The sequence below is a fragment of the Streptomyces sp. NPDC048417 genome (genome assembly GCF_040651615.1).
Taxonomy (GTDB): domain Bacteria; phylum Actinomycetota; class Actinomycetes; order Streptomycetales; family Streptomycetaceae; genus Streptomyces.
In genome coordinates, this window is sequence record NZ_JBEZKI010000045.1 from 75,978 (window position 1) to 88,247 (window position 12,270).

10 protein-coding genes are annotated in these 12,270 nt (G+C 72.6%); 6 read left to right on the plus strand and 4 right to left on the minus strand.

Annotation, left to right across the window (positions count from 1 at the left end; all coding sequences use genetic code 11):
- The first annotated feature begins 15 nt into the window (after nt 1–15).
- The 4 genes from AB0D59_RS45900 to AB0D59_RS45915 are packed head-to-tail and all read left to right on the plus strand — an operon-like array spanning nt 16 to nt 5,079.
- Nucleotides 16–411 carry a hypothetical protein gene (locus AB0D59_RS45900; RefSeq protein WP_362577685.1) on the plus strand — a complete coding sequence of 132 codons (396 nt, stop codon included), beginning with the start codon at nt 16–18 and terminating at the stop codon, nt 409–411.
- Nucleotides 412–2,208 (plus strand): hypothetical protein, encoded by a 1,797-nt coding sequence (locus AB0D59_RS45905; protein WP_362577686.1) that lies wholly within the window; start codon nt 412–414, stop codon nt 2,206–2,208.
- Between the two features lie 5 nt (nt 2,209–2,213).
- Entirely contained in the window at nt 2,214–3,740 is a 1,527-nt protein-coding gene (locus AB0D59_RS45910; protein ID WP_362577688.1) for a hypothetical protein, read from the plus strand.
- A complete protein-coding gene (locus AB0D59_RS45915) occupies nt 3,730–5,079 on the plus strand; it encodes a DUF4407 domain-containing protein (RefSeq protein WP_362577690.1) in 1,350 nt (449 codons plus the stop codon). Before AB0D59_RS45910 ends, AB0D59_RS45915 begins: the two co-directional genes overlap by 11 nt.
- Nucleotides 5,080–5,102: 23 nt before the next feature.
- On the opposite strand, the gene AB0D59_RS45920 is transcribed toward AB0D59_RS45915, so the two are convergent.
- Both AB0D59_RS45920 and AB0D59_RS45925 read right to left on the minus strand, forming a co-directional pair.
- Nucleotides 5,103–5,870 carry a pirin family protein gene (locus tag AB0D59_RS45920; RefSeq protein WP_362577692.1) on the minus strand — a complete coding sequence of 256 codons (768 nt, stop codon included), beginning with the start codon at nt 5,868–5,870 and terminating at the stop codon, nt 5,103–5,105.
- 180 nt (nt 5,871–6,050) lie between these two features.
- The gene (locus tag AB0D59_RS45925) at nt 6,051–8,417 is read right to left on the minus strand and encodes a SpoIIE family protein phosphatase (protein WP_362577694.1); all 2,367 of its coding nucleotides are present in this window, start codon (nt 8,415–8,417) and stop codon (nt 6,051–6,053) included.
- 408 nt (nt 8,418–8,825) lie between these two features.
- On the opposite strand from AB0D59_RS45925, the gene AB0D59_RS45930 reads away from it, so the two are divergent.
- Nucleotides 8,826–9,290, plus strand: coding sequence for a DUF5709 domain-containing protein (locus AB0D59_RS45930; RefSeq protein ID WP_362577696.1), 465 nt, complete (start codon nt 8,826–8,828; stop codon nt 9,288–9,290).
- Between the two features lie 219 nt (nt 9,291–9,509).
- Here the strand turns inward: AB0D59_RS45930 and AB0D59_RS45935 are convergent, their stop codons facing one another.
- Together AB0D59_RS45935 and AB0D59_RS45940 are read right to left on the minus strand one after the other, a co-directional pair.
- Nucleotides 9,510–10,364, minus strand: a complete 855-nt coding sequence (locus AB0D59_RS45935) for a LysR family transcriptional regulator (RefSeq protein WP_362577698.1) — start codon at nt 10,362–10,364, stop codon at nt 9,510–9,512.
- A 174-nt stretch (nt 10,365–10,538) separates the two neighbouring features.
- Complete coding sequence (locus tag AB0D59_RS45940; RefSeq protein ID WP_362577700.1) at nt 10,539–11,771, minus strand: MFS transporter; 1,233 nt, start codon at nt 11,769–11,771, stop codon at nt 10,539–10,541.
- Between the two features lie 305 nt (nt 11,772–12,076).
- Here AB0D59_RS45940 and AB0D59_RS45945 point away from each other — a divergent pair.
- Nucleotides 12,077–12,270: hypothetical protein (locus AB0D59_RS45945; RefSeq protein WP_362577701.1), on the plus strand; the 194-nt coding region annotated here is incomplete at its 3' end.

The window sequence follows — 12,270 nt, forward strand, 5'->3', positions numbered from 1 at the left end:
GAGTGACGGCTGAGGATGAACGAGGAACTGTGCGAAGAGGGCTCGCCGAGCGAGCCGAGCGAGCAGATGTCCCAGGACGCCCCTGAGTCCGCGCCTTCGGGCGACCCGGAACCGGAACCGGACCCTGACCCGGAACCGGAACCGCGCTCCGAGCCGGAGGCGGAACCGGCGAAGCGGGAGGCGGAACCGGCAGAGCAGGAGGCGGCCCCCGAGGCCGAGGCCGGCCACCAGCCCACGTCCAAGAGCCGTCCCGGCCAGGTTCACCAGAACAACGTCAACCAGTACTTCTACGGAGCCCTCGACGCCTCCGGCGCCCTCTTCGGCGTCGGCGCCGCAGACTCCGGCAACGCTCGCCGCCGTGCCGTCGGCCGCCTGGACGCGGGCGAAGCGGAAGCGCTCATCGGGTCGTAGGTGAAGCCCGACTGCTTCGGGGAGGCCCTCCAGGCCCTGGAGGAGACCGGGGTGGTGGTCCTCGTCGGTCCGCCCAGCACGGGCAAACGCTCCGGGGCGGTGGCACTCGTGGACACCGTGGCCGAGGGGTCGGACCATGTGGTGCTCTCCCCGGGGCGCAGTCTGGACGACCTGGCCGGCGGCCGGGTCGCCTTCGAGCGGGGCGTCGGCTATGTCCTGCTCGACTGGATGGGCGAGGAGACGTCCGCGACGGCCGACTTCGACTGGCGGCGGGTCAGGGACACCGTGCGGGAGCACGGCGCGCACCTGGTCGTCACCACCGTCCACCCGGCCGCGCGGGTCGAGTCCGTCCGGTACGTGCCCTGGGTGCTGCCCGACCTCGCGGCCGTGCTGCGGGCCAGGCTGGCGAACGCGGGGTGCGACGGGGACGCCGTGCGGCGGGCCGTCGGCCTGATGCCCGGCGGGTGCAGGATCACCGAGGTCACCGCGGCCGCCGAGCGGATCGCGGGCGGTGCGCGGCCGGCCGAGGTCTGGCAGGAGTACGGCAGCGACGCGGCCCAGCCGGTGCGCGGCTGGTTCGAGTCGGACCGTACGCCGCAGGAGTGGGCCGAGCTGACCACGCTGGCCTTTGTCACCGGTGCGGGCTACCGCGAGGTCGAGACCTGCCAGAAGCGGCTGGAGCACTGGCTGGAGCCGGCCTTTCCGCCGCCGTTCACCGAGGAGGACCGGGCCGAGGCGGCGCGGCGCGCCGTGGACCGGCGGCAGTCGTTGACCCGTAACGCCCTGATCACCGTGGAGGAGCGCAAGGACGGCGCGCTCACCCGCACCGCGCTGGTCTTTCCGCAGCCCCAGTACCGGCAGTGGGCGCTGGAGGAGCTGTGGGCCAGGCGCTCGACGCTGTTCTGGGACGGCGTCCGGGACTGGCTGACGGAACTCGTGTCCGACCAGCCGACTCTCGCCCTCCAGCTGTCCGTGGCACAGGGCCTGGCCCTGCTCGCCCGGCCCGCCTTCGACGAGGTGGCCGACAACTACCTCCACTCGTGGGCGGCCGGAACGGCCGGCCGCTCCGGACAGTCCACGGCGAACCTGCTGCTCCAGTGCATGTGCCTGGAGGAGAACCTCGCCGCCACCGCCCTCGGCGTCGCCCGCGGCTGGGCCCGCTCGGTCAGCCCGGCGCTGCGGTCGACGGCCACGGCGGCCTTCAGCGGGGCGCTCGGCGTGCGCTTCCCCACGGACGCCGTGCACAGCCTGCTCCAGCTGATGGCCCGGCGTGACGGCCGGCCCATGGAGGCGGCCTACGCGCTGGCCGGGCTGGTCGCGGTGCTCGCCGAGTGCGGCGAGGACACCGGTGCGGTGTTCCGGCCGCTCGCCTACCGGCTGCGGGTCGAACGCGAGACCCGCACCGGGCGGCTCAACGACCACACCCTCGACAGTGTGCTCACGGTCCTGCGGGCGCGGGACGCCCGCACCGGCCGACTGGTGTGCGCCACGCTGCTGCAGACCGATCCGCGCCAGACGGACCGGCTCGGCCAGCTGTGGGCGGGCGTCCTGCAGAACCTGCCCCGCCGGAGACTGGCGTTGCGCGGCCTGTACGCCACCCTGCGCCAGCTCCCCGCCGTGTCGCAGGAGCCGAAGACGGTGGCCGAGCGTTTCGGCCGGGCCGTCGGCGCGGCACTGGCGCCGGGCGAGCGGTCCGGACTGCCCACGGCCCTGCGGCAGGCGGCCGTACCGCCCGTGGAGCCGGACGAAGAACTGATCGACCTCTTCCTTACCGCTGTACTGAGCACGGAGGACTGACACTCATGGCTGAGAATTATCCGCTCGTAGAGCAGCGGGAGTACGGACGGCCGGAGAAGCGCGGCGGCATCCTGAAGAAGCGTGCCCGGCGCGAGGAGACCGACCTGCCCAGGATCGCCGCCCACCAGGTGCGGGTGTTCAGGGTCGGCGAGGAGTACGTGGAGGACCACGGACAGCTGCGCGCGGACGACCCGCTGGTGGTCTCGGCCAGCTCGGTCACGGTCGTCGACCAGCGGGCCGAGGTGCCCGTGGTGGTGGAGACCCGGATCCCCTCCGCGCAGGCGGGCGAGTTCACCGTACGGGTGACGTACTTCAGCAACGTCGTCGACCCGTGCGCGGTCGTGCGGGACGGCGTCACGGAGGTGGAGGCGCTGCTGCTCGCGCAGCTGCTCGCGGTGCCCGGGCTCACCGAGGACGGCAGCGACCTGCCGATCGTGGAGTCCGCGTCGGTGCGCAGCCGCATCGACGCCCGGCTGACCGCGTACCACGAGATGCGGCCGGCCGAGGTGTCCGGCCTCAAGGTGCGCTGCGGGCAGGTGGAGGTCCGTACACCGGAGGAACAGGCCGCGCACCTCACCGAGATGGAGCACGCCGACCTGGTCCAGGAGGCCGCCCTGCGGCGGGAGATCCTGGGCGCGGAGCTGGTGCTGAAGCAGGAGGAGCTGCGCTCCCTGAAGGCCGAGCGCGAGGCGCGCAACGCGCACGCGCTGGCAATGATGGAGGAGGAGAACCGGCAGCGGCGGGACTCGCTGATCAGCCGGTTCAGGCGGTCCTCGGAGTCCGAGGAGCAGGAGCACGACCTCACGCTGCGTGGCCAGCGCAACCGGTCGACTCGTGCGGAGATCCAGGAGGACATCAGCCTGCTCGGCACCGACCCGCTCGGCGCGGCCTACCTGGCCTTCCGCAACGGTGAGATCAGCGCCGACGAACTCTCGACGCGCCTGCACGAGGCCGAGCGGGACCGGCTCGGGCGCTCGGAGGAATGGACCCGCGAGGACCGCGAGTACGACATGCGGCGGCAGGCCGTGCGGCGGGAGGAGGAGCGCTGGCGCATCGAACGCGCCGACGCTCAGCGGCAGCTCAACCGTGTGGACCAGCGCGAGGACGCCGTCGCCCGGCGTGCCGAGGACACCCGTCGCTGGAACCTGGAGCACAAGGACCGCCAACTCAAGCACGAGGAGGGCCGTGCGGACGCCCAGCGCTGGGAGCGCGACGAGCGCGAGTGGGCCCAGCAGCAGCTGGCGGTCCGCGCCGACCTGTACAAACAGGGCATCGCCCGAGGGCTGTTCGACAGTACGGGGTACGACGCGGGCGCCCTCATCAACAGTGTCGGGAACGTCCCCAACAGCCCGGGCCGGCCCTCGCGCGACGGCGAGGTGGAGGCCGAGGTCCAGGGCGAGCTGAACGACGGCACCCGGGCCGCGGACGAGGGCACGGCCGCGGCCGGGCGGCACACCGACGACACCGACGACACCGCGGACACCGAACTGGACTTCGGCGGTACCGACCAGGAGGCCAGCCTTGTCGACTGACACCCCGCTCCGCCCCGCCGGCCCGGCCTCCGTCGGCGGTCACGGTGACACCGGATCCGAGCGTCGCCCGGTGGCACCCGCCGGCGGCCCGGCGGCCCGGCTGCGCAAGCTGATCGGTGTCGACGAGGGGCTGCTGGCCTGGGTTCCGGAGGACCGCCCCCGCTACACCCGGTACGGGGCGCTGGTGTTCAACACCGCTCTGGTGGGATCGGTCTCGATGGCCCTGGCCCTCACCAGCTTCCGCTCCGACCTGCCGGGCATAGCCGTGGTCCTGGCGGCCCTGATCTGGTTCTGGGTGGTCCTCACCCTGGACAGCTGGCTGGTGTCCAGTACGCACGGCACCTCGGTCAAGAAGTGGACGTTGATGCTCCGCTTCTTTCTGTCGGTCCTCCTCGGCCTGTTCATCGCCGAACCGATCCTCTTCCAGATCTTCGACAAGGAGATCCGCCAGGAGATCGCCGTCGGCAACGAGCAGGCGGTCGCGGACTACCGGGGCATGCTCGTCTCCTGCAACCCCACCGACGGTGCCTCCACCAGCGACCGCGCGGAGTGCGGCCGTTACCAGCTGAAGGTGGTGGGATCGCCCGCCGAACTCGCCCGCCAGATCAAGACCGGCACCGCCCGCGCCGCCACCCTGAAAGCCCAGGTCGACGAGTTGTCCAGGGAGCACGACGACAAGCTGGCCACCGAGCAGCGCCTGTGCGGGCCGAAGTACTGGATCTGGACGGCCAACGGCCGGGACGTCACCATCACCTGCAAGCGGGCCCGCACGGCCACCGCAGCCGCGGCCACCGAACTCGCCCCGTACCAGAAGCAGTTGAAGGAGATGACGGCCAAGGGGCAGACCCTGTCCGCCGAGCAGGACAGCGCCGCCGACGCCTACCAGCCGAAGCTCCAGCGGGCCATCGACGCCAAGACCGCGCAGCGCGCCGCCGACCTGGACACCGACGGCATCCTCACCCGCGCCCACGGCCTCAAGGAGGTCGCCGGGTCGGACGGGTTCGCGCTCTTCCTCACCGTCGTCCTGCACCTGCTGCTCGTGTGCTTCGACGCGATGCCCGTCCTGGCCAAGCTCATGAGCGGCGCGACGGCGTACGACAGGATGCTCGGCAGGCGCTTCGAGACGAGCCAACGGCTGTACTCGGACGAACTCCAGGTGCAGCAAGCCTGCGCGCGGATGGAGCACGAGGCGCAGCGGTACCAGGTGGAACAGGACACCAAGGACCGGATGCGGCGCGTGCAGCGCCGCTACCAGCGGGCCCAGGCGGAGTACGCGGCCGAGGAGCGCACCGAACTGGAGGCCCGTATGAACCGCATCCTGGCGGCCCGCAGGGCCTGAACCCCCGGTCGGCGGTGGTGAGGTCACAGGGTGAGCGTGGCGTGCATCTCCCAGGCGAGGATCTCGGCGGGGGCGGTGGCGCTGACCCGGTGGCCGCCGGCGGCGGTGAACCGTACCGCGTCGCCCTCGTCGAGGGTGCCGGTGCCTTCCAGGTCGACGGAGCCCCGTGCGACGAACAGGTGCAGGTACGGGGCCTCGGGAAGGGTCACCTGCTGTCCCGGGCGTAGCCGTGCCGCGTGCAGTGCGGCGTGCCGGTTCCGGATCCGGATGGCGCTGGCGTCCTGGTGCCTGTCCATGCCGGAGGCCACTGTGACCAGTCCGCCGGCCAGCAGTTCGGCGTCGATTTCGAGCTGTTCGTAGCCTGGGGTGACGCCGGCCTCGTCGGGTACGACCCACATCTGGACGAAGTGCACCGGGTCGGTGGGGCGCTCGCCGGTGGACCGGTAGGAGTCGTTCTTCTCCGAGTGCAGGATGCCGGTGCCGGCGCTCATGCGCTGGGCCAGGCCGGGGTAGATCACGCCGGAGTGGCCGCTGGAGTCCTGGTGTACCAGGGAGCCCTGGAGAACCCAGGTGACGATCTCCATGTCCTGGTGCGGGTGGGTGTCGAATCCTGTGCCCGGTTGCACCAGATCCTCGTTGTTGACCAGCAGCACACCGTGGTGGGTGTTGGCCGGGTCCGGCTGGTGGGTGCCGAGGGAGAAGGAGTGCCTGGAGTCGAGCCACGACAGCCGGCTGGCCAGGCGTCGGCCGCCGCGCCGCACGTCCACCGTGGGAGTCAGCAGTGCGCTCATGGGGCGCTTCCTTTCACGCAGAGATCCACAATGTTCAACGTTCAACCTCTACGGTAACCCGGGATCACGTGAATATTCAACTGCTGGGCGCCGGGTTGGATGCACTGTTGGGTCAGGTGGTCCGTAACTCACTTGATTATTGAAGTCATGGCCCAGTCGCGCCGGCTCCTGGCCCGCGCGCTAGGGGATGGCCAGTTCCGCCCAGATGGTCTTTCCGGACGCGGTGTAGCGGGTGCCCCAGCGCTGGGACATCTGGGCGACCAGGAACAGGCCACGGCCTCCTTCGTCGTCCCGGCGGGCGCGTCGCAGGTGAGGTGCCGTGTGCGCGTTGTCGGAGACCTCGCAGAGCAGGCTGCGGTCCTTGATCAGCCGTAGCATCACGGGACCGGTGGCGTACCGGATGCTGTTGGTGACCAGCTCGCTCACCACCAGCGCGGCGGTGAAGGACAGTTCGGACAGGCCCCAGGTCTCCAGCTGGCGCTCGGTGTCCGTGCGGGCGTTCGCCACCATGGCCGGCTCCGGTGGCAGTCGCAGGTCCGCCACGCGGTCGGTGCCGAGCCGCCGGGCGCGTACGAGCAGCAGCGTGGCGTCGTCGGCCTGGGGCCCGGGCGGCAGGGTCGACATCGCCCGGTCGCACAGTTCCTCCAGCGGGCAGCGCTGCCAGGTGAGCACGTGGGCGAGGCGGTCGATCCCGCTGTCGATGTCGGTGCGCCGGTCCTCCACGACCCCGTCGGTGAAGAGCGCCATCACGCTGCCGTCGGACAGGCTCAGCTCGACGTTCTCGTACGGCAGGCTGTCCACCCCCAGGGGCGGGCCCGGCGCCAGTGAGGACAGGGCCACCGTGCCGCCGGCGTCGGCCACGATCGGCGGGGGATGGCCCGCGCTCGCCCAGACGCAGCGGCCGCCGACCGGGTCGTAGATCGCGTAGAGGCAGGTCACCCCGAGCGCCTTGTCGCTCAGCCCGTCGGCCGCGTCGGGCTCCGCGTCCTGCGCGACCAGGCCGTCCAGCCGGGTGAGCAACTCGGCCGGGTCCAGGTCCAGCAGCGCCAGGGTCCGTACGGTGGCGCGCAGCCGGCCCATGGTCGCGGCCGCGTGCACACCGTGGCCGACCACGTCGCCGACGGTCAGCCCCACCCGGGCACCGGACAGCGGGATCAGGTCGAACCAGTCCCCGCCGACCCCCACCCGGCTGTCGGCGGGCAGGTAGCGGTACGCCACCTCGACCGCGCTCTGCTCGGGCAGGTGCTGGGGCAGCAGGCTTCGTTGCAGCACCAGGGCCGCCGCGTGCTGGCTGGTGTAGCGGCGGGCGTTGTCGATGCCGACGGCGGCCCGCTCGGCCAGCTCCACCGCAAGGGTCTGCTCCTCGGGCCCGAAGGGGTCGGGGTTGCTGTCGCGCCGGAAGGTGGCGAGGCCCAGGACCGCGTCGCGGGCGAGCAGCGGGACGAAGAGGTCGCAGCCCCGGCCGGCCGGGAACCCTTCTCCCGGCGACGGGGCGGCACCGACGACGGGGCGGCTGGTGGCCAGGCTCAGGGCCTGCGGTGACGACGGCGCATAGGAGACCGGACTGGTCCGGAACTCCTCCGGGGTACGGCCGTGCATCCGCAGCAGACTGTGCCCCGGCGCGGAACCGGTCGGCGGCTGCCGTCCCTCGATGACCGCCGGCGGCAGATCCACCAGCACCTCGTCGGCCAGCTGAGGCACCGCCACGTCGGCCAGCTCCGCGGCCGTACGTCGCACGTCCAGCGAGGCGCCGATGCGCTTTCCCGCCCGTACGAGCAGCGACAGCCGTTCCTGGGCGCGGTAGCGGTCGGTGATGTCCAGGGACTCCTCGAACAGCCCCAGCGGTTCGCCCCTGGCGTCCACCAGCCGGTGGTACGAGCAGGACCAGACGTGCTCGCGCACCGGGTCGGCGGGGGCGCGCCCGCGATAGTGCATGCCGAGGACCGGTTCGCCCGTCTTGAGCACCTGCTCCATCACCTGGTCCTCGTCCGGGGGATGATGGCGGGAGATGAACTCGCCCTCGGGAAAGAGATCCGAGGCGGGCCGGCCGACGTACTGGGCGACCCCCGCCAGCTCCTGATCGGTGGAGGTGTTCCCCCAGACGACGCGCAGGTCCGTGTCGAAGATCGTCAGGCCTACGGAGGACTCGGTCGCCAGTCCCTGCAACATCGCCAGCTGGGCCTCCCAGCCGCGCAGGGCCGTCAGGTCCGCCGCGACCACGACGGTAGCGGCGACGCCTTGGTGGGTGAGCGGACTGAACGTCACAGCGGCGCGCAGGGTGTGTCCGTCCCGGCAGCGGAGGTCCAGGACCGTGCTGCGGGGCCGGTGCGTCTTGCAGAGAGCGGGCAGTCGGGGCCCCGGGGCCGTCGCCAGCAGCCGTTCGGCCGACCGGCCGAGCACCTCCTTGGGCGGATGTCCGAGGAGACGCTGGGCCGAGGTGCTCCACCCGGAGATACGGCCTTCCGCGTCCAGTACCGCGGCGGCGGCCTTGGTGAGGTCCAGAGGACTGTGGAATTCGACGGTGGCAGCATTCGGAAAACGATCCATGGCACCGCTTCCCTTCGTGCTCCCTCAGCATCCCGTGCCACACGACGGACGACAACCGCACGCGTTGGCGCCCCCGGTTCACGGGGGAGGGGAGCGCGTCGCGCCGTGGTGTGCCGTTGATCGGCCGCGGCGCCGTCGTGGCCGGTCGCTTCCCCACTCTCGGCTTCGCCCGAGCGGGGAACCCCCTAGCGGCGGAGACGATATCGATGCGGCCCCGCGCCCCTTCGGGGTGCTACGGAGCCCCAGCCCTTCGCACGTCGGCCGCGCCTTTCGGGAGACGTACGGCAGGTCACCGGCGCGGTGGCGGCGGGCGGCCGCCGAGAACGCCCCCGGGCCGCGGCCCGGACCTCCTAACCTTTGCGATGACGGCCGGATCGAACCGATGGCCCGAGCGACGATGGAGCACGTATGACCGACGAGGCGATGGGTGACGACGTCTACCAGCCGGACGGTTCGGAGGTGCAGGACGACGCGGGGCTGCTGGACGCGTCGGACACCCTGGACTACCGGGCCGGCGAGGAGGCCCTGGACGAGGGCTACTCGCCGCCGGAGCGGCCCTGGGCCGTGGAGCACACGGGCGTCACGGCGGCGGAGGGACAGCGCGGGGAGACCCTCGACGAGCGGCTCGCCGAGGAGGTGCCGGATGTCGCCGCCCTGGAGGGCGACGACATCGGCGACGCCTGGGACACGGACGGCGAACTCCTCGACGACGAGGTCGGCGACGGCCGCGCCGGACGGCTCGTCGCACCGGACGAGGGCGCCCACGAGAACACCGAGACCGACCTGTTCGCCTCCGACCGCGGCCTGGACGGCGCCGGAGCGTCGGCGGAGGAGGCCGCGATGCACGTGATCCCCGACGCGGACGGCTTCTGACGGTTCCGGGCACCGGGCCGCCTTGCGGCGTCGAACCCCGCTGCGAGGTGACCGGGGTGACGTGCGCGGGCGGCGCTGTCGTCCCGCGCGGGCCGTGGCGAGGCCCGCGGTGAGGTGGGCCGGTGCCGGTGCCCAGCCGACGCCGGTGCCCCGTGCGCGCCGTGCCCGTGCCGTCGGCCCGTACGGGCGCGGCGCCGGTCGGGGCGTCGGGGCGCCGGGTCAGGTCATGTGGCGCAGCAGTGCCGCGACCGCCGCCGGGGGCTCGCCGGGCGGGCGTACCACCATCACCTTCCAGCTCGGTGCGTGGCGGGTGAAGCGATAGGAGGTCAGGTCCGGGAAGCGGTGGGCGATGGTCGGCGGCATGATGCAGACGCCGAGGTCGCCCCGGACCAGTTCGGACGCGGCCACGATGTCGTTGACCTCGAAGGTCGTGGCGCGTTCGACGCCGGCCGCCCGGAACGCGCGGTCGGCCGCGTCGCGGATCGCCCAGCCGGGGGTGAACTCCACCTGCGGCAGCTCGGCGATGTCGGCCAGGTCGACCGTGCCCTCGGGGCCGGTCGTGGTGAGGCTCCGGCGGGGCGAGGCCACCAGGACCATCTGCTCGTGGGACAGCAGTTTGGTCACCAGCCCGCGCTGCTGCTGACGGTCCAGCGCCACCACCGCCAGATCCACCGTGCCCTCCCGCAGCGCCTGACGGAGGTCGATGACCGCGGCCTGCCGCAACCGCACCATCACCCGCGGGTGTTCCGCCCGCAGCGCGGCCAGCGCATGGTGCAGGTTCGCCCAGACCCCCTGCATCGTGCCGACCGTCACCCGGCCGCGCAGCTCCCCCTTCGCCGCGTCGACCGCCTCGCGGGCCAGCTCGGCGGCGCGCAGCGCCTGCCGTGCCGCCGGGACGAACGCCTCCCCGGCCGGGGTGAGCCCGACCCGGTGGGTGGTCCGGGTGAACAAGGGGGTGCCCAGCTCGCGTTCCAGCGCGCGGACCGTGCCGGAGACCGCGGACTGGACCACGTGCAGCCGCCGCGCCGCCGCCGTGAATCCGCCCGCGTCCACCACCGCGACGACGACTTCCATCTGCCGTAGGTCCATCATCCGCTCCCGCCGGCGCAGCGCCCCGTCTCGGCGGGACGGCGATCTTCGCAGCATCCTAGGCAGGCACCGGCTCCCTCCGGCGCGGACCGGGGGAGTGTCGGCCAGGCGCTCGGCGGGGAACCGGATCCGCGGTTCCCCGGGACGGACCGCACGGCACTACGCCGAGCGCTTCGCGCTCTGCCGGCGCTCGGTCAGCCAGTACAGCAGCGCCAGCACCGGCAGGGCCGCCCCGAAGAGGCTGACCGCGCTCCAGCCGCCGGCCCGGTAGGCGATCGAGCCGAACTGCGAGCCGAGGGCGCCGCCTATGAAGAAGATCGCGATGAAGGCGCTGTTGAGGCGGGCCCGGGCGAGGGGGTCGAGCTGGTAGACGGTGTGCTGGCCGAGGATGAGGCTGGTCTGGACGGCCGCGTCCAGCGCGACGGCCCCGAGGGCGATCAGGAGCACGCTGTGCTGACCGAAGCCGGCTATGACGAAGGCCAGCGCGGCGAGCGCGAACGCGGCACCGGTCATCTTCCGGGTCAGCCCGTGGTCCGCCCAGCGTCCGGCGAGCGGCGCCACGGCCGCACCGGCGGCTCCGACCAGCGCGAACACACCGACACCGACGGCGGAGTAGTGGAAGTACGGCCCGGTCAGGACGTAGGAGACGGTGGTCCAGAAGGCGCTGAAGGCACCGAACATCGCCGCCTGGTAGAGGCCGCGGCGCAGCAGCGCGGGGTGCGTGCGCACCAGCGCCGCGGTGGAGCGCAGCACATGGTGGTACGGCACGGACGTGGTCGGCGCGTGCCGGGGCAGGGCCAGCCGCAGGGCCACGCCCAGCAGGGCCATCAGGACGGCCGAGCCGAGGTAGACGACCCGCCAGCCGGCCACGCTGGAGACCAGGCTGCTGAGGGTCCGGGACAGCAGGATGCCGGTGAGCAGGCCGCTCATCACCCGGCCGACGATCCGGCCCCGCGCGTGGTCGGGCGCCAGGCTCGCGGCGAACGGGACCAGGATCTGGGCCACCACCGAGGTGGCACCGCTGATCAGGGACGCGATCAGCAGCATCGGGAACCCGGTCGCGAGACCGGCCGCCACCAGGGCGAGCGTGGTGACCGTCAGCAGGGCGGTGATCAGGCTCCGCTTCTCCAGCCGGTCACCGAGCGGGACCAGGAAGACCATGCCGATCACATAGCCGACCTGGGTGAGCGTGATCAGCAGACCCGCGGTGGCCTCGCCGATGTGGAAGACACCGCGCAGCTCGGACAGCAGCGGCTGGGCGTAGTACAGGTTGGCGACCGTCATACCGGAGGCGACGGCGAACAGCGCGATCAGCCAGCCCGGCACCCCGTGGGCGGGCTCTGCGGCGGGCTTCCGGCGCGGGGAGCGGATCTCGGACGACGACTGGGACACGGGGACCTTCCTGACAGGAGGAGTGGCTCTCATCCACCACAAGCGCTCCGCCACCCGCCATGCTTCCCCCTGCCGGGCGATGGTCCGGGATGTCAGTCATCTTGATCCCAGATGACCGTCGTTCGCGCCTGGTGACGGGCCGGCGCCGGTCGACGTCGCCATCGACCCCGCCGCCTTCGACCTGGGGGCCGGATCGCGCAATCCGCCCCCCGCCCGAACGGCGGCCGGACACGACGTCGACACGGACATCGGCGTCGCCCGCCGCCGGCCGTCCTGCCCCGGCCCGCGCGATCTTCGCCGCCGACGTGGACCCGGCCCCGGCCACGGTGCTCACCGTCTCGGCGGCCCCTGGCCGACGCGGCCCGGAAGACCGAGCCGCCCTGGTGCCCGGCGAACGGCCTGGCGCCGCGGCAGGCAACGTTCGCCCCGTCCCGACGCCCGGCACGCACTCTCGCCGCACCGGCCGAAAGCCCAAGTACATCCAGTACGACGACTTCCG

Coding starts and splice junctions, on each gene's coding strand:
- AB0D59_RS45935 (WP_362577698.1), bottom strand. CDS start 10,364: ATGGAAGTCGTCGTCGCGGTGGTGGACGCGGGCGGATTCACGGCGGCG.
- AB0D59_RS45910 (WP_362577688.1), top strand. CDS start 2,214: ATGGCTGAGAATTATCCGCTCGTAGAGCAGCGGGAGTACGGACGGCCG.
- AB0D59_RS45925 (WP_362577694.1), bottom strand. CDS start 8,417: ATGGATCGTTTTCCGAATGCTGCCACCGTCGAATTCCACAGTCCTCTG.
- AB0D59_RS45930 (WP_362577696.1), top strand. CDS start 8,826: ATGACCGACGAGGCGATGGGTGACGACGTCTACCAGCCGGACGGTTCG.
- AB0D59_RS45920 (WP_362577692.1), bottom strand. CDS start 5,870: ATGAGCGCACTGCTGACTCCCACGGTGGACGTGCGGCGCGGCGGCCGA.
- AB0D59_RS45900 (WP_362577685.1), top strand. CDS start 16: ATGAACGAGGAACTGTGCGAAGAGGGCTCGCCGAGCGAGCCGAGCGAG.